Source organism: Acidaminobacter sp. QWL-03 (assembly GCF_058683855.1).
Genome location: NZ_CM178752.1, coordinates 995,767 through 1,014,263, shown reverse-complemented (window position 1 = coordinate 1,014,263; position 18,497 = coordinate 995,767). Strand labels below are relative to the sequence as shown.

Below are 18,497 nucleotides of genomic sequence, written 5' to 3'. Positions count from 1 at the left end.
TTCAAGGTTCAGGTGGCTGTTTTTCTCTAATCTTAGTCAAATATAATCAAATGGAGGGAATGGCTGTGAAACGCACACATTATTGCGGTGTTCTGAGAGATGAACACATTGGTTCGACGGTTGTACTAAAGGGTTGGGTACAAAGAAAGCGAAATCTTGGCGGGCTTATCTTTGTAGATTTGCGAGACCGTGAGGGGATTGCGCAGATTGTCTTTGACACTGCAGTATCTCAGGCGGCTTTTGATCTGGCTGAAACACTTCGTGGTGAATATGTCATTGAAGTGCAGGGCACAGTTCGCTTAAGAGAATCTATCAATAGTACAATTCCAACAGGAAGAATCGAGGTTTTCGCTGATTCGCTCGTTATTATTAATGAATCCGAGATTCCGCCTATTCACGTTCAGGATGATGATGACGCTGGAGAGCGTTTAAGGTTAAAATACCGCTACCTGGATCTCAGAAAGCCAAAGATGCAGCAAAAACTGAGACTGAGAAGCCGTGTCACCCAGATTGTCCGAAATTTTCTCGAGCAGGAAGGCTTTATTGATTTCGAAACACCTGTTTTGACTAAGCCAACCCCGGAAGGTGCTCGCGACTATTTGGTGCCGAGCCGTGTTAATCCTGGTAAATTTTATGCCTTGCCTCAATCGCCTCAATTGTTTAAACAGATCTTGATGGTGTCGGGATTTGATAAGTATTACCAAATTACGAAGTGCTTCAGGGATGAGGATTTAAGAGCGGATCGTCAGCCGGAGTTTACACAAATCGATATTGAGATGTCTTTTGTCGAGCCTGAGGATGTCATGGAAGTGAACGAAAGGTTATTGGCGAAAGTTATGGAAGAGACCATGGGGGTCAGACCTGCACTTCCTTTCCCACGGTTAACCTTTGATGAGGCCATGACGCGTTACGGAAGCGATAAGCCTGATACGCGATATGGGCTTGAGCTTGTTCATTTGAATGAGATTGTTGCAGACTGTGGATTCAAAGTTTTTACAGATGCAGTCGCGAACCAAGGTGATGTCCGAGGGATTAACCTGAAGGGTGCATCGGATCACATCAGCAGAAAAGAGATCGACAAACTCGGTGAATTCGTTAAAACTTATGGTGCAAAAGGATTAGCCTGGATTCGTCTAGGCGCAGATGGTTTAAATTCACCTATCGCCAAGTTCTTCTCTGAAGAGCAAATGGCAGCGCTTATTGGGAAAATGCAGGGTGAAACCGGTGACATTCTCGTCTTTGTCGCTGACAAGCCTCAAGTAGTCTTTGACAGCCTTGGAAGCCTCAGACAAGAAGTTGCTAAAAAACTAGATATTATTCCGAAAGACACCTTTAATTTCCTATGGGTAACAGACTTCCCGCTCTTTGAATATGATGAGGAGTCTGGCCGCTTTGTCGCAAAGCACCATCCTTTTACATCTCCTCGGGATGAAGATCTTGAACTGCTGGGGTCAGACCCGGGAGCGGCAAGAGCGAAAGCCTATGATATTGTCTTGAATGGCTTTGAGATTGGCGGCGGAAGTATCCGAATCCACAAATCTGAGGTCCAAAAGAGGATGTTTAGGGCACTTGGATTCTCTGATGAGAAGGCTCAAGAAAAATTTGGATTCCTGCTGGAAGCGTTCAAATACGGTACCCCTCCACATGGTGGCATAGCTTTTGGATTGGATCGGCTTGTTATGCTGATCACGGGCAGTGAAAATATTCGAGAAGTTATAGCCTTCCCTAAAACTCAGAATGCGAGCTGTCTGATGACGGACGCGCCATCTTGGGTGGATGAGGATCAACTGGATGAGCTCTCGGTTCAGGTGAAACTGGCAGAGGCTGTTGAGGTTTCTGAGGCTGAGGCCGCAGTACAGGAATAATGGCGCGGTTGAATGGATATCAGAATTTGGTTGGGTAACAGACGGGGTCGATAGGCCTTAGCCCCAGACCCGTATTGGTCTTAGGTATTAAAGGAGCGTAAAAATCAGTGATCAGACATGGTGTTGTCACGGAGGCCTTAGGGCAGAGAGCCGTGGTTCAGCTGACCAGGCACGCGGCCTGAGGGGACTGCGGCGCTTGCCAGTTGGGCGAGGAAAATATGGAAATGTCGGTGGAGGTAGAGAATCCCATCGGCGCAGAAATTGGCGCTCGTGTGGAGATTGAGCTGTCAGACGAAAAAGTGCTGACGGCAGCCTTCATAGTTTACGTGGTCCCTTTGATCGCATTGTTCGCAGGGATCGGCCTTGTACAGCTGACGCTCAGCCACCTGAAAAATGTTGAGGTGTTGAGCGCAATAGCGGGTATAAGTTTGATGGTTCTCACCTTTCTCTTAATTCGCAGGAATGACAAAGCGAGACGGGAAGGCGGAAAATATGAAATGACAATCACAAAAATTCTGGAGGAGGATGAAAACACATGCTCAATACGCACTTAAAAGATGTGGATATTGAAGTTTACGAGGCACTGCAGAACGAAAACAAACGTCAGGAGAAAGGCCTTGAGCTGATCGCGTCAGAGAACAACGTCAGCACCGCTGTTATGGAGGCCATGGGCAGCGCCTTTACCAACAAATACGCAGAGGGCTACCCTGCAAAGCGCTACTATGGTGGCTGCGAGTTCGTCGACGTCGTGGAGAACCTTGCCATCGACCGTTTGAAGCAGCTCTTCAACGCTGAGCACGCCAACGTTCAGCCGCACTCCGGCGCCAACGCCAACCTGGGTGTCTACTTCGCCATGCTGAAGCCTGGCGATACTGTCCTCGGCATGAACCTCACTCACGGCGGCCACTTAACGCACGGTTCACCAGTCAACATTTCCGGCGTCTACTTCAATTTCGTTGATTACGGCGTCAGCCCTGAGACTGAAACCATCGATTATGATGACGTCCGCGCTAAAGCGATCGAGCACAAGCCTAAGATGATCGTCGCTGGCGCCAGCGCATATCCTAGAAAAATCGATTTCAAGAAATTCAAGGAAATTGCCGATGAAGTCGGCGCGCTCCTCATGGTCGACATGGCGCACATCGCCGGTCTCGTTGCTGCAGGTCTCCACGAGAACCCTTGCGACTACGCGGATTTCGTCACCACGACAACACATAAAACCCTCCGCGGCCCACGCGGCGGCGCGATCCTCTGCAAAGCGGAGTACGCAAAAGCTATAGACAAAGCGATCTTCCCAGGCATCCAGGGCGGTCCGTTGATGCACGTCATCGCTGCAAAGGCTGTCAGCTTTAAGGAAGCCCTCACTGACGAGTTCAAGGATTATCAGAAGAAGATCGTCGAAAACTGCCAGGCGCTCGCTGATGGTCTGATCGCGCGCGGCTTCAAGCTCGTTTCCGGCGGGACGGACAACCACCTGATGCTCCTCGACCTCAGAAACAAAGGTCTTACGGGCAAAGCCGCTGAGAAAATGCTGGGTGACGTTCACATTACAGTTAATAAAAATACGGTTCCGTTTGAGACGGAGAGCCCGTTTGTCACCAGCGGCATCCGTATCGGCACCGCAGCGGTCACTTCCCGCGGCATGGGCGTTGAAGAGATGAAGCAGGTCGCGTCACTCATCGCGGATACCCTTGAGGGCACGAAGCCGAATGAAGAAATCGCGGCTTCCGTCAACGAACTCTGCGAGAAGTTCAGAATTTACACCTAGAAAATTTAAAAACAAGAATAGTCTGCCGATGGTTTTCCAGCCGCCCCTTGATCGTGGGGTGGCTTGGGGGACCATCGGCAAACGCTGTTTTGGGCTTTATTTTCTTTTCGATTGTACATGAATAAATACTCTGGTCGGGAGGAATACCCTTGGACCAAAAATTGTTAATTTATGCGACGCAAAATATTTTGCAGGAAATTGAAGAGGGCATCCACATCATCAACCGGGATGGCGTCACTGTGGCGTACAATGAAGCGATGGAAAAAATTGAGGGGCTGTCTGCGGAGACCGTTATTGGGCGGCACCTGCTTGAGGTATTTCCAAACTGGACTCAGGAAAACAGTACGCTGCTGATGGCCATGACCCACCGAAAGCCTGTGCGGCAGAAGATGCAGAGCTATCTGAACCTGAAAGGGAAGCGGATTACAACGGTGAACACGACGTTTCCGATTTTTGAAGGCGAGGACTTGGTTGGCGCCGTGGAGATTTCGAAGAACTTCACGGATGTGACGCATATGTCCGAGAAGATTCTCGATCTTCAGGCAAAGCTGGTAAACCCCGAAAAATACAAGTTTCAGGTGCGTACGCACTACACGTTTGAGCATTTGATTGGGCGGAGCCCGGCTTTTATGGAGTCGATCCGGATCGCGCGGCGGGCCGCGGAGACGACTTCCAGCGTGCTGATTCACGGGGATACGGGTACCGGCAAGGAACTCTTTGCCCAGAGCATTCACAGTGCCAGCAGCCGGTGGGATAAGCCGTTTATTGCACAAAACTGCGCGGCAATTCCGGATACGCTGCTTGAGAGCATTCTCTTTGGCTCAGTGAAGGGGAGTTTTACGGGGGCGCTGGACCGGCCAGGGCTGTTTGAGCAGGCCAATGGCGGGACGCTGTTCCTCGATGAGATAAACTCCATGAGTGAAGAGCTTCAGGCGAAACTGCTGCGGGTGCTGCAGGAGAGTTATGTGCGGCGTGTCGGCGGACAGCAGGATATCAAGATTAATGTCAGGATTATTGCGGCCACCAACGAGGATCCCTTTGAACTCATGCAGTCCGGGGCTTTTAGGAAGGATTTGTTCTATAGGCTGAATGTCATCTATATCAAGATTCCGTTGTTGTGTGAGCGACAGGATGACATTCCGCTGTTGGTGGATCATTTTGTGCGTCAGTTCAACGAGTCTCTTGATAAGGATGTCTGGATGCTGTCCGGTGAGGTGTCCCAGTGGTTCAAGGCCTATTCTTGGCCGGGCAATGTCCGCGAGCTTCAGAATTTTATCGAGTCTGCCATGAACATGGTGACGGATGAGCATGTGATTGGCCGTGAGCATTTACCGTCTCATGTCGCGGAGCTCTTACGGGGTCAGACCTACGCGGCTGCAGCAAAAGAAGAAATGACGCCGAGGGGTTCACAATCCTTGGCTGCGTTCCTTCGGAGCATAGAGGAAAAGGAAATTGAAAGAGCTATGAAATTAAACGGCGGCAATATTTCCAGGGCGGCGGAAAGTCTGGGATTGTCTCGTCAGAATTTGCAGTATAAGTTGAGGCAGGCGGGGTCAGACCTGAAAGGTTGAACTGATGGTGTCGGACCTGCTTGCGAAACAGGTGGGGTCAGACCCGCGTAGGTTAGACCCGCGTAGGTTGATCGACGGGGTCGGACCCGCAAAGATGAACAGGTGGGGTCAGACCCGCGTGGAAGGATTTCGTCAGAGACTGGGCGGGCATGCTTCAAAACGGAAAAAAGCAAAACATTTTGCGGCGGAAGCGCAAAATGTTTTGCTTTTTTACATTTGTAAAAGTATTTTGTTCATATTCGCCACTCAAACAAAGAAAATATCTGAAAATTAGAATAATTATTCGCTCTTAACTCACATTTATTTGGAAAATTACATTTTTATTTGTCTAGTGATTCATTATCTGTTTCGAAAGGCTAAAATTCTAAGAACGAGGGCCTGATATCGAAGTATTTCCTTCATTATTATGTCCGAAAAAAATGATATTGCAATAATAGTTGCGGAATGTGTGGTGAGGGGGAGAAAATGACCATCGGCAGAAACTATCTTTTAATTTTTTCTAAATAGTCTTTGATATTTATTTGTGATTAGCCATTTTGGCATGAGGCTTGCTTATATAATTGGCAAGACCCATACACGTGGGTAAATTTTCGGAGGTGGCTTTTAAAATGCAAAAACCAAATGTTAAAGTGGCAATCTGGGGCTTCGGTGCAATGGGCAGCGGTATGGCTAAAATGTTGCTTAAGAAAAAAGGTGTCGAAATCGTAGCAGTAGTTGACCGCAACGCAACGCGTGTCGGAAGAGATATATACGAATACCTTGGTGTAGAGCGCGGCGATCGCAGCCCGGTCATCATCAGCAACGACTTTGACGCGACAATCACAGAGAAGTGCTGCGACGTCATCATGACGGCAACAGATTCCTATACAAAAGAAGCGTTCCCAAGAATCAAAGCTTGTCTAGAGAAGAAAATCAACGTCATTTCAACTGCTGAAGAAATGGCTTACCCACAGGCTCAAAACCCTGAGCTCGCTGCTGAGCTCGACCGTATCGCTAAAGAAAACGGTGTCACAGTTCTCGGCACAGGCATCAACCCAGGTCTTATGATGGACCTTCTCGTCGTCTGCATGACCGGCTGCATGGAAGATGTCGAACACATCCAAGCTAAGCGCGTCAACAGCCTGTCACCATTTGGCCCGGTTGTCATGCACGAGCAGGGCGTCGGCAGCAAGCTCGCTGACTTCGATACTAATGTCAAAAATGGTACCCTCGCTGGCCACGTCGGCTTCGCAGAGTCCATCCAAATGATCGCTGACGCGATTGGCTGGAAAGTTGACAAATTCGAGCAACAAATGAGCCCAATCGTCACGGAAGTCGACAGAAAGTCTCCATACGGCTTCGCGGCAGCTGGCGACGTCGCTGGCGTCACTATGACTGGCCAAGGCTTTGTTGACGGCGAAGTTAAAATCGACATGATCCACCCGCAGCAAATCGAGCCTGAAATGGGCGGCACCAGCACTGGCGACTACATCACGATCAAAGGATCCCCAGCGATCAACATGTCCAATACACCTGAAGTTGAGGGCGGTATCGGTACGTACGCTATGTGCGTCAACATGATCCCTCACGTCATCAACGCGGCGCCAGGCCTCGTCACTATGATTGATCTTCCAGTGCCACGTGCGATCATGGGCGACTTCAGAGACTTCATCAAGTAGTTAGAAATTCAGATTTTAGGTTGGGATCAGCGCGTCCGGGGTTTTGAATGGCTCAAAGTCGCTTAAAACCTCGGATGCTTCTAGTGTTTGCCGATGGTCATTACTCTCCACAATCTCGCATCGAAGTCTCTATTGGGGATATTCGCATGGCGGGTTTAAGGGTGGGATGGGTGACCATCGGCTAAAATCATTACTTGTTTTTTATTGAGACAATTTGGGGATCAGAGCATAGTTGAAGATCTCCAATTCAGGGATTTAGAGATGAAAAGGATGGTGTTCACTATGGCAGCGAAAAAAGGGGATTGGGTGCGAGTGCACGACACGGTTTTGACGCCGGATCAGCGCGCGCCGCAGGTACCTGATGATACAAAGGCGGTGCCTCTCGAACTTTGGGTAAAGGGCATTGCGGAAAGCGACGCGGAAATGGGCGAGACCGTTGAGGTTGTGACTTTGACAGGCCGACGCGTTTCTGGGGAATTGGTTGAGGTGTTCCCAACCTATACGCATTCGTTTGGGGATTATGTGCCGGAGCTTTTGACGATTTCGTGCCAGCTTCGAAGCCTTTTGTTCGGAGGTGACGACAATGAGTAATTTAGAGGTTAGAGACAATTCCTATGAGGCGGTCATGAGCCGTCGGAATGAGATTATGAAAAAGGCGGTCGGCATTGACTATGCTGATTTTGAGAGTGGCGCGATCGCATTTGACTATGAAAAAATGATGAAGGAAACCGGTTATACGCTCGAGGAGATCCAGAAGATTCAGAGCCAGACGAGTGTTGGGAATACGCCGATTTTTGAACTTAAAAATATAACGGAGCTTGCCAGAAAGTATGCGGCACCTGGAAAAGGCGCAAGGATTTTTGTCAAGGACGAGGCGGGCAATCCGTCCGGCAGTTTTAAAGAACGACGTGCGGCGACGGCGGTTTATCACGCGAAGCGCCTTGGTTACAAGGGCGTCATAGCGGCGACCAGCGGCAACTATGGTGCGGCGGTGGCTTCCCAGGCGGCCATGCAGGGGCTGAAGTGCATTGTGGTTCAGGAGTGCTACGATTCCAAAGGCGTCGGTCAGCCGGAGATCGTTGAAAAGGCGCGTAAGTGTGAGGCGCATGGCGCTGAGGTGGTTCAGCTTTCTGTTGGACCTGAGCTGTTTTACACGTTTTTGCGTTTGCTGGAAGAAACGGGCTACTTTAACGCTTCTTTGTATACACCGTTTGGCATTGCCGGTGTTGAGACGCTGGGTTACGAACTGATCATGCAGATGCGCGAGCGTGTTGGCCGGGATCCGGATGTGGTCGTGGCTACGAATGCGGGCGGTGGCAACTTGACGGGTACGGCGCGTGGCTTGATCAAGGCCGGCGCTCTGAATACGCAAGTTGTGGCGGCGAGCGTTAATCTTGCAGGTCTCCACATGGCAAGCGATACTATGTTTAATAAGAAATCCTTTACGACGGGGCATACAGGTTTTGGCGTTCCGTTCTCAACATGGCCGGACCGTTCGGATGTGCCGCGTTCTGCTGCGCGACCGCTGCGTTACATGGATCGCTATCTTCAGGTTAACCAAGGTGAAGTATTTTATATCACAGAAGCGATGGCTCAAATTGAAGGCCTAGAGCGCGGACCTGCGGGCAATACGGCGCTGGCGGCGGCGTTTTCTCTGGCTCAGGAGATGGATCGCGATCAGATTATCGTGGTTCAGGAGACGGAATACACTGGTGCCGGCAAGCATCATGCTTCGCAGCTTTCATTCGCTCGCAATAACGGCATTGAGATTGTTTTTGGGGATCCAAGGACGGAAGTTGCCGGGACGTCCATTGTCATTCCTGAGAATCCTGGCATGATTAAAGCTGTGGATCTCGACATGACAAAGCTTAGAAAGTCTTTGATCAAGAATGCGGTTGTCAATAATAAGGTAACAGAAGTCAGCGATGCCGATGTGGCGTTCCTTGCCCTAGAGACCAAGACGGATGAAGCGTTTGTTCGTGCGGCGCTGAAGGAAATACTCTAATAGTGATACATGGGGTCAGACCTACGTAGACATAAGACTGTGACACACGGGGTCGATAGGCGCTAGCCGCAGACCCGCGTAGTCCGAGGGTGACAAGTGGGGTCGATAGGCGCTAGCCGCAGACCTGCACAATCAAATCCCGCTATAAACATTTACAAAACAAATAATAGGAGGTTTCTCATGAAAGGTTCTGAAAGAAGAGCAGACGACTTCCAGTCGAGACGCGAGCACCTTAAAAACATGACAGACGAACAACTTAAGGATTATTTCTGGCAGCTGACAGAAAAAGTGGTTGATCCACTTCTGGAACTGGCGCGTACTCACACGACACCATCCGTTGAGAGATCCGTCCTGCTTCGCATGGGCTTTTCCAGCTTAGAGGCGAAGCCGCTTGTTGAAGGCGCCATCGACCGCGGCTTGATTGGCCATGGAACAGGCAACGTCATCTACCGTATTGCCAAAGAAAAAAATATTTCTGTCCGCGAAGCTGGACTTGCCTTGATCGAGGGCAAATTCTGGGACGATGCAGTTAGTATGTTCAAGGGAGGTAACAGATAATGACGATTAAAGCCACTGACAAACTCGATATCCGCGCCATTATCAGCGACCTTGAAAACTATGCGCCTAAACGCCGCGGCTGGACTTGGAGAAAACCTGCACCAGGGCTCAAAGTTGGACCATTCGAATACGCTGACTGCAGCGAGCCTCTTAAGAATGGCATAGGCATCCCATGCGACATCCAGTACTTCGGCAATCTCGACCCTCAACCGCTCAATACTATTACGACTGAAATAGCATCGGGTCGATTTGAGGACGATATCCGCCGCATGCGCATGGCAGCATGGCACGGCGCTGACCATATCATGGTTATCAGAACCGCTGGCCAGTCCCACTTTGACGGTCTGATCGAAGGTTCTCCACAAGGCATTGGCGGCATTCCAATCACCAGAAAGCAAGTCAGAGCTCACAGAAAAGCTCTCGACATGATTGAAGAAGAAGTCGGCAGACATATCAACTATCATTCATACGTATCAGGCGTCGCTGGTCCAGACGTAGCTGTTATGTTCGCAGAAGAAGGCGTCAACGGCGCTCACCAGGATCCGCAGTACAACGTCCTCTACAGAAACGTCAATATGGTCCGTTCCTTCATTGACGCTGCAGAGTCAAAGTCCCTCATGGCTTGGGCGGATATGGCCCAGATCGACGGCGCCCACAACGCCAACGCAACGGCCCGCGAAGCTTGGAAAGTCATGCCGGAGCTCATTGTTCAGCACGCTATCAACTCGAAGTATTCTGAAAAAGTTGGAATGAAGCGTGAAAATATCTGTTTGTCGACGGTGCCACCATCGGCGAGCCCTGCACCTGCACTTAAATTTGACCTCCCATATGCGGTCGCGCTCCGCGACTTCTTCGAAGGTTACAGAATGCGCGCGCAGATGAACACGAAGTACATCACGTCGTCTTCCCGCGAAGCAACGGTCACTCACGTCCTTAACATGATGATTTCCAAGCTCACCAGCGCGGACATTCAGTCAACCATCACGCCGGACGAGGGCAGAAACGTGCCTTGGCATGTGTACAACATCGAGGCGTGCGACACGGCGAAGCAGACGTTCGTGGGCATGGACGCGCTTATGGATATGGTCGAGTTGAAGTCGGAGGGCTTCCTGAGGGAGACTGCGCGCGAGTTGAAAGAGCGCGCAGTGCTCTACATGGAGGAAATCCTCGAGGTCGGCGGCTACTTTGAAGCGGTCGAAAAAGGCTTCTTCGTTGACTCAGCTAAATATCCGGAGCGTAATGGCGACGGCATTGCCCGTAAAATTGACGGTGGCGTGGGCGCTGGCGCAGTGTTCAAGCGCGAGGCGGACTATATGGCTCCAGTCACGGCGCACTATGGCTACAACAATGTTGAGCAATATGGCGCGGAGTTTGCGGGCGCGCCTTCAAAGCTGATCGATGGCTGTACCCTCGAGGACCGCTCGAAGATTGTTTACATCAATGAGCTGGACGAGAATGACAACGTTGACAAGCGTATCGACGAAGTGGCTAAGTATTATGACACCAACGTGATCAAGCCTGAAGTACAGTGGCTTGCCGATGGTGTCGTTACCATCGACCTCTTCCTCCCAACCTCCAAGCGTAAGGCTGAATTCGCGGCTATAGAATTCGCGAAGAAGATGAACCTGACTGATGTTGAAGTCATCCACCTCGAAGTGATGCATCCTGCGGAAGGCACTCGCGTGCAGGTCAAGGGTGTTGTAGGCTTTGAGATTGATCTCGATCAGCTGGAGATTCCGCCTGAGCCAGAGGTCCTCTCTGATGAGGAAATTCGCGCGATCATTGAAGAAAAGCCGATGCTCCTGGTCGCCGCAACTGTCGGCGAAGATGAGCACTCTGTCGGCATGCGTGAGATCATTGATATCAAGCACGGCGGCATTGAGAAATACGGTATTGAAGTCGAGTATCTTGGCACATCTGTTCCGGTTGAGAAGTTGGTGGATGCGGCGATTGAGCTTAATGCGGACGGCATTCTCGCATCGACAATCATTTCACATGACGATGTTCACTACAAGAACATGAAAAAGCTTCACGAGTATGCTATTGAGAAGGGTGTCCGTGACAAACTCTGCCTGGCAGCGGGCGGCACTCAGGTTACGCCGGAAATTGCGCGTAAGAATGGCATGGATGAGGGCTTTGGCCGTGGCACAAAAGGTGTCAACCTGGCGACGTTCCTGGTGAAATGCAGGGAAGAGAAGCAGAAGTAATGATTTGAAATAAGGACAGCGGGGGTCAGACCCAGGCAGCCGGTTCTGGAGTATGGACATGGTGCTGTGGGTCTGACCCCCGCTGTCTATTTTGTTAATAATGTAAATACAAATTTGAAAAATAAAGATTTGTTTTGATAATCTGACAAGTTATAATCAATTTATGTGACTGTTCTTTGTGGGGTCAGCGACTGAATTTATGGACGATAATGGCGCCAAATGGCATCATTAGACCCTAGAGTAAATAAAGGCGGGATAACTATGAAGTTTGATGTATTGGTTGCTGAAATTGGTAGCACAACAACTGTTGTTAATGCATTTTCAAATTTGAGCACTGATCCTACCTTTGTCGGTCAAGGACAAGCGCCGACAACGGTATTAGATGGAGATGTTACAATTGGTCTTAGTAATGCAATTGATGATCTTCGCGGGAATTTGAGGGTCGATAAAATTGAATACAATGAACTGCTGGCGACAAGTTCAGCCGCAGGCGGTTTAAAAATGACCGTTCATGGCCTAGTCTACGATATGACAGCTAAAGCGGCCAGAGAAGCAGCTCTTGGTGCTGGTGCCAATATCCATCTGGTAACTGCTGGCAGGCTTCGGCGCAGTGATTTAAAGCATATTGAGAGTATCATGCCCAATATTATACTTGTTGCAGGTGGTGTTGATTATGGTGAGAGAGACACTGCTCTGCACAATGCTGAAATGATAGCAGGTTTGGATGTAAAAGTACCTGTAATCTATGCTGGGAATGTACAAAATCATGATGATGTTGAAGAAGTTTTTGGAGAATTTAATAAAGCAGAGCTGTTATATATTGTTGATAATGTTTATCCAAAAATAGATGTCTTAAATGTGGAACCAACCAGAAAAGTCATACAGGATGTTTTTGAGGAACATATTGTACACGCACCTGGAATGAGCCACGTTAGAGATCTGGTTAACGGTCCAATCATTCCGACGCCTGGCGCAGTTATGGAAGCTGCGAAACTTTTGAAAGAAGAACTTGGCGATTTAATAGTTTTCGACGTAGGAGGAGCTACTACTGATCTTCATTCTGTGACCGAGGGCAGTGAGGAAATCAATCGGATTTTGATTAACCCAGAACCAACTGCGAAACGTACGGTTGAGGGTGACTTAGGTGTCTACGTTAATATGCTCAATATTGTTGATCTGATAGGTAAAGATAAACTTGTGCAGGATTTAAACATTGATTTAAACACACTCGAACATTTAATAGATACGCATCCGCCAATACCAAAAACTCCATTACAAATAAAATTTGTAGAACGATTAACTCTCGAGGCTGTTGTTCAATCTTCTCATCGGCATGCAGGTGCCTTTAGAGACCTTTTCGGTGGCTCAGGTAAAACACGCATGGCTGAAGGCAAGGATTTAACCAGCATCCGGTATATTATCGGTACTGGTGGCGCTTTAACGCGTTTGCCTAATAGAGAAGAGATTATGCGAGAAGTTTCCAGGAGTAATAAAGGTAATAAGTTGTTGCCTACTCCTGAAGCTAAAATTCTGGTGGATAATGATTATATAATGGCGTCTCTTGGGGTTTTGTCTAAAGAATATCCTGAAGCCGCATTGAAACTTCTTAAAAAAAGTATGAAGTTGATTTAAAAATAATAATTATTTTTATTTGATTTCTATCAGGGTCTGACCCCGCGTGATCATCCTCATTGTGTTTCGCGACACACCCATCCTATATCACACTACGTCGCGAAGCGAGGGTCAGGCCTTGATTGAAATATTTTGATTTCTATCAGGGTCTGACCCCGTGTGATCATCCTCATAGTGTTTCGCGACACACCCATCCTATATCACACTACGTCGCGAAGCGAGGGTCAGGCCTTGATTGAAATATTTTGATTTCTATCAGGGTCTGACCCCGTGTGATCATCCTCATAGTGTTTCGCGACACACCCATCCTATATCACACTACGTCGCGAAGCGAGGGTCAGGCCTTGATTGAAATATTTTGATTTCTATCAGGGTCTGACCCCGTGTGATCATCCTCATAGTGTTTCGCGACACACCCAGCCTACATCACACTACGTCGCGGAACGAGGGTCAGGCCTTGATTGAAATATTTTGATTTCTATCAGGGTCTGACCCCGTGTGATCATCCTCATAGTGTTTCGCGACACACCCAGCCTACATCACACTACGTCGCGGAACGAGGGTCAGGCCTTGATTGAAATATTTTGATTTCTATCAGGGTCTGACCCCGTGTGATCATCCTCATAGTGTTTCGCGACACACCCAGCCTACATCACACTACGTCGCGGAACGAGGGTCAGGCCTTGATTGAAATTATTCACTTAACTTGCAGAAAAAGCAGGAGGGATATTATGTATCCGAGATTAAATATAGATATTGAGAAAATAAAACACAACGCAGAAATTTTACGAACACTATGTGTTGAAAACGGCATTGAACCTATGGTAGTCACTAAAGTACATTGTGCACATCCTGGAATTACAAGAGCGATGGTTGAAGCGGGATATACTATGCTGGCAGATTCGAGAATTCAAAATTTGAAAGAATTAAAAAATATTGCCCCAGATGTAAAAAGAGTCCTACTCAGATTACCAATGTTATCTGAAATAGATGAAGTTGTCGAATTTGCTGATTTATCTTTGAACTCAGAGCTTGAAACTCTGAAAGCACTTTCATTGGCTGCTAAAAAAAAGAATAAGCAACATGAAGTCATTATTATGATCGATTTGGGTGACCTTCGTGAAGGCGTTTTGCCTGAGGATTTAAGGGATTTGGTTCAACAGGTCATAAGGATGTCAAATCTTGATCTTGTTGGATTGGGTGTTAATTTAACTTGCTATGGTGGAGTTATACCAGATGATAATAATCTTGGCCGCTTAGTGGAATTGACGAAAAATATCGAAATGCAATTCGATATAAATTTGAATTATATTTCAGGCGGCAACTCAAGCAGTCTATATAAACTAATAAATAAATCGTTACCAATAGATATAACAAATTTGAGATTAGGTGAAGCAGTTGTACTTGGAAGGGAAACTGCCTATGGAGAGAAGATTGATAACACTTATGACGATGGATTTTTACTCGAGACACAGATTATAGAACTAAAAGAAAAAGACTCTGTGCCGACTGGTCAGATAGGCATGGATGCGTTTGGAAATACACCTACTTTTACGGATCGCGGAAGGATGAAACGTGCGATTGTCGCCATCGGAAGACAGGACGTACGCGTTGAAGGTCTGACCCCGGTGGACCCCAACATTGAAATTATTGGAGCAAGCAGCGACCACCTGATACTGGATGTAACCCAATCACAAAAGAGTTTGAAAGTCGGCGACATTGTAGGTTTTCGCGTAGACTACGGTGCGCTGTTGTCGTTAATGACCAGTAAGTATGTGGAAAAAATCTAAAATCAACTTAGTATTTTTGATAAATGAAGAAAAAATAAAGTTTCAAAGGGGTCATCTGAGTGATGCCCCTTTTTAATTGGCGAGAAATTTACAGCAATATTGGTTACTTAATCTAACCTGATTACAAATAATTTTTAATCTTGAGAGCCTGGGGTTGCATACCATCGTCGAAGTCAGAAAACTAAATAAAATAAATGGTAAATATTGACATACAATAAAACTCCATATATTATAATAATAGGTGTAAAATGGAGGGATTCTATGTCCAGGAAAATGAGAAATCTTCAACAAGAAACAGTTTATCATGTAGTATGCAAAGGAAATAATGGCGAATTTTTACTGCGGCATGATGTCGATAAGAACATGTTGCTTGAAACGATAAAACGTTATAGATTGAGATATGATTTTGAACTCTACGCGTTTTGCATAATGGACAATCACCTACACATGCTGATTAAAATGGGAGAAACGTCGCTTTCCAAGGTTATGCAAGGGATTTCACAAAGCTTCACACAGCGTTATAATAGGAAATACGACCGTAGTGGTCATGTATTTGACGGTCGCTATTTCGCGGCCCCTTGCCTGACGCTCTACTCGATTATGAAGACCATGGCATATATCCATCTGAATCCGTTTAAAGCGGGTTTGAGCAAGAGTTTGAATTATTTGTGGAGCAGCCATTATGCCTATGCGGGGCGAGTTGGACAGGTGTGGTTCGACAGTTTGGCGTTGATGAAAAGGCTCAAAGATAGCGTCAAAAGTGCGAAGGAAACTTACTTTCAACATCTTGAGAAATTTAGGAACGATCCGTTTTATTTTGAGTATTACGAAACGGATGTGGTCCAAGAGCCAATGACACTGGAAGTGCTGCTGACGAAACTTAAGGTCAACAGGCGATTCAAAGCACTGGATCATCTGCTGATCAAGGCGAACGAGGCTCTGAGAACGGGAATGAATGGCGCATATCAATCTATATTAATTTCTGAAGTTGAAGTGGGTATAAATGATCCTTCAACAAAAGATTCAAAAATTGTTTGGGCCGATGGTCACGAGCGCACCATCCAATTCTTAAAAGCCATCATATTGTTGAATCAGAAACTCAATTTGATCTCTAAGTCTGAACTGGCAAGGAGATTAAGAGTCAATCGATCTTATTTGGAAAGCGTCCTAAAGAGAACTTCCAAGTCATTTACTGAATCGATTATAAATAATGACATTTCACTTCAAACAGAAATTCAGTCATATATAAGTTTCGAACGGACAAGTGAAGATGCAGAAAAGTTGCATTTAAAAAATCTTGAAAAAATATTCTTCGAAACTCTGCAGTTACTGCAAGCGTTTTAGTGTCGAGCTTATTATGAGGACTATATTCAAATAGGAGCAGATCAGGTATAATATTTATAGAACATTTGTGCGAAGATATTCGCAATCAGTTTTTTGCGGGTCTGACCCCGTTGGCTAAAAAGGAGCATATTATGGACTTGTTTGATTTGATGCTTGAGGAGAACCGAAAGGATAGTGCGCCACTCGCAGAGCGAATGAAACCCAGAACGGTAGATGAGTTCATGGGGCAACATCACATCATGGGTTCCGGCCGTTTGTTGAGACGCTTAATTGAGACTGACAAATTGACGAGTCTGATTTTACACGGCCCACCTGGAAGTGGTAAGACGAGTTTGGCTAGAGTGATTGCAAACCAGACAGGTGCTGTGTTTGAGTCGTTGAATGCAGTGACATCGGGTGTAAAGGAACTCAGGGAAGTCATTGGCAGAGCGGAAGACAGACTTGCGATGAATGGGAAACGCACAATTTTATTTATCGATGAAATCCACAGGTTCAATAAGACCCAGCAGGATGCCTTGTTGCCATCGGTGGAAAAGGGCATTGTCATCATGATTGGAGCAACAACAGAAAATCCATATTACGAGGTCAACAGTGCGCTTATTTCCAGATCAAATGTTTTTAGATTGAACGCTCTGAGCCCAGAAGATGTTTTGAATATTGTAGATTCTGCGATGGCCGACATGGAGCGCGGTCTTGGAGTGCTCAATGTCACTTTGGACAATGAGGCACGTGAGGCTTTGGGAAGACTGGCTTCCGGAGATGCGCGACGAGCTCTGAACGCGGTTGAGTTGGCGGCTATGACGAGTGCACCTGATTCTGATGGCAATATCGTCATTAATGTAGAATCACTCTACGAATCTATGCAGCATTCCGGACAGTTATATGATAAAACTGGGGACTCTCACTATGATATAATTTCAGCGTTCATAAAATCCATGCGTGGCAGTGATCCAGACGCAGTGTTACATTATCTCGCTCGAATGATCGTCGGCGGCGAGGACCCAATTTTTATAGCACGCAGGATCATAATATGTGCTTCTGAAGATGTTGGCAATGCAGATCCTATGGCGCTTGTTGTTGCGGCAAGTGCTTTAAAAGCTGTTGAAACTATTGGTATGCCGGAGGGACGGATACCCTTAGCACAAGCCGCAACCTATATTGCTTGCGCACCTAAGTCAAATGCTGCGTATTTGGGGATTGATAATGCGATTGAAGATATCAGACAAGGGCGAACTGGGTCTGTCCCTGCCTATTTGAAGGATGGGACTGCTCTAAAACTGGAGTCCAGGAAAAACGATGTGCTAGGCGGAGGGCGATATGTTTATCCACATGACCATCGGCAGCATTATTTTAAACAGGAGTACTTGCCGGAAGCTTTAAGAGGCAAGAAATACTATGTGATGGACGGACAGGGGCGCGAGGCGGAGTTTGAGGCTTGGCTTAAACGAATAAGAGATGGCGAAGATGATGCAGAATAACAGTTTTTTGAAGGGGTGTTGAATATGAACAAGGATGGATTAATTCGTGTGGAAGTGTCGGAGGAGGCAGTTCAGTACATTCGAGATAAAGGTGCGAAAGAAGTGACGGTGATGCTGGCGAAATCTGGTGGGTGCTGAAGTGGCGGCAGTATAGCGGTTCCCGTGTTGGAACTGAAAGCCCCCAAAATGCCTGAGCACTACCAAATTGAAGAAATTCAAGGTCTGATGATTTATGTGCCGAAACGGTTGCCCACTAAAGAAGGCAAGATTACGATTATCGTTGATAAAATATTGTTTATTAAGAGGTTAGATATTCTAGGAGTGAAGGTTAGGTAGGGGACATTTATCTTATTTAAGGGCGAGGGTGACTCGTCCTTAATTTTTCTTTTTGGGGAGTGGCATGGTAATGTACTGATTAGTGTGGGTCTGACCCCGTTAGTCAATAAGTTCAATCTACACTCTGTAAATAACCTGTGACAAATTGCTTAAAATAATTGAAATTCTAACATTTTATCCATATTTGAAAGTAAATAAAAATATGTTAAAATATTTAAAAGGTTTAAATAATGGTAAATCGCAGTTGTTAACCTGTATCATTTGTGAAAAATATCAAAATTGTAC

General features: G+C 47.0%; 14 protein-coding genes and 1 pseudogene. All 15 read left to right on the top strand.

Translation table 11 applies throughout. The annotated features are described in order from the left end of the window. Positions 1 to 59: 59 nt before the first annotated feature. The 15 genes and pseudogenes from aspS to AC4PHM_RS04510 all read left to right on the top strand — a co-directional run bounded on the left by aspS (position 60) and on the right by AC4PHM_RS04510 (position 18,212). Entirely contained in the window at positions 60 to 1,865 is a 1,806-nt protein-coding gene (aspS, locus tag AC4PHM_RS04580) for an aspartate--tRNA ligase (RefSeq protein WP_492019721.1), read from the top strand. Between the two features lie 197 nt (positions 1,866 to 2,062). Continuing rightward, positions 2,063 to 2,419 (top strand): annotated as a pseudogene (locus tag AC4PHM_RS04575) (SoxR reducing system RseC family protein); the annotation flags it as partial. Next, positions 2,401 to 3,633, top strand: coding sequence for a serine hydroxymethyltransferase (gene glyA, locus AC4PHM_RS04570; protein ID WP_492019720.1), 1,233 nt, complete (start codon positions 2,401 to 2,403; stop codon positions 3,631 to 3,633). The pseudogene AC4PHM_RS04575 and the gene glyA, both read left to right, overlap by 19 nt. 149 nt (positions 3,634 to 3,782) lie before the next feature. Continuing rightward, positions 3,783 to 5,204, top strand: a complete 1,422-nt coding sequence (locus AC4PHM_RS04565; protein WP_492019719.1) for a sigma-54 interaction domain-containing protein — start codon at positions 3,783 to 3,785, stop codon at positions 5,202 to 5,204. 118 nt (positions 5,205 to 5,322) lie between these two features. Further along, positions 5,323 to 5,478 carry a hypothetical protein gene (locus tag AC4PHM_RS04560; RefSeq protein WP_492019718.1) on the top strand — a complete coding sequence of 52 codons (156 nt, stop codon included), beginning with the start codon at positions 5,323 to 5,325 and terminating at the stop codon, positions 5,476 to 5,478. 334 nt (positions 5,479 to 5,812) lie between these two features. Next, positions 5,813 to 6,862, top strand: a complete 1,050-nt coding sequence (gene ord / locus AC4PHM_RS04555) for a 2,4-diaminopentanoate dehydrogenase (RefSeq protein ID WP_492019717.1) — start codon at positions 5,813 to 5,815, stop codon at positions 6,860 to 6,862. Between the two features lie 282 nt (positions 6,863 to 7,144). Next, a complete protein-coding gene (ortA, locus tag AC4PHM_RS04550) occupies positions 7,145 to 7,453 on the top strand; it encodes a 2-amino-4-oxopentanoate thiolase subunit OrtA (RefSeq protein ID WP_492019716.1) in 309 nt (102 codons plus the stop codon). Next, positions 7,446 to 8,867 carry a 2-amino-4-oxopentanoate thiolase subunit OrtB gene (gene ortB / locus AC4PHM_RS04545; RefSeq protein WP_492019715.1) on the top strand — a complete coding sequence of 474 codons (1,422 nt, stop codon included), beginning with the start codon at positions 7,446 to 7,448 and terminating at the stop codon, positions 8,865 to 8,867. The genes ortA and ortB overlap by 8 nt, the downstream gene beginning before the upstream one ends. 180 nt (positions 8,868 to 9,047) lie before the next feature. Then, the gene (locus AC4PHM_RS04540) at positions 9,048 to 9,425 is read left to right on the top strand and encodes an ornithine aminomutase subunit alpha (RefSeq protein WP_492019714.1); all 378 of its coding nucleotides are present in this window, start codon (positions 9,048 to 9,050) and stop codon (positions 9,423 to 9,425) included. Then, positions 9,425 to 11,632 (top strand): D-ornithine 4,5-aminomutase subunit OraE, encoded by a 2,208-nt coding sequence (oraE, locus tag AC4PHM_RS04535; RefSeq protein ID WP_492019713.1) that lies wholly within the window; start codon positions 9,425 to 9,427, stop codon positions 11,630 to 11,632. The genes AC4PHM_RS04540 and oraE overlap by 1 nt, the downstream gene beginning before the upstream one ends. Before the next feature lie 261 nt (positions 11,633 to 11,893). Further along, complete coding sequence (locus AC4PHM_RS04530; RefSeq protein ID WP_492019712.1) at positions 11,894 to 13,264, top strand: GlmL-related ornithine degradation protein; 1,371 nt, start codon at positions 11,894 to 11,896, stop codon at positions 13,262 to 13,264. A 731-nt stretch (positions 13,265 to 13,995) separates the two neighbouring features. After that, positions 13,996 to 15,054, top strand: coding sequence for an ornithine racemase Orr (gene orr / locus AC4PHM_RS04525; RefSeq protein ID WP_492019711.1), 1,059 nt, complete (start codon positions 13,996 to 13,998; stop codon positions 15,052 to 15,054). Positions 15,055 to 15,315: 261 nt separating this feature from the next. Beyond that, positions 15,316 to 16,398: a transposase gene (locus AC4PHM_RS04520; protein WP_492019710.1), complete on the top strand. Its 1,083-nt coding sequence runs from the start codon at positions 15,316 to 15,318 to the stop codon at positions 16,396 to 16,398. Positions 16,399 to 16,529: 131 nt separating this feature from the next. Continuing rightward, entirely contained in the window at positions 16,530 to 17,876 is a 1,347-nt protein-coding gene (locus tag AC4PHM_RS04515) for a replication-associated recombination protein A (protein WP_492019709.1), read from the top strand. Positions 17,877 to 17,900: 24 nt separating this feature from the next. Further along, entirely contained in the window at positions 17,901 to 18,212 is a 312-nt protein-coding gene (locus tag AC4PHM_RS04510) for a CC/Se motif family (seleno)protein (RefSeq protein WP_492019708.1), read from the top strand. Positions 18,213 to 18,497 lie beyond the last annotated feature (285 nt).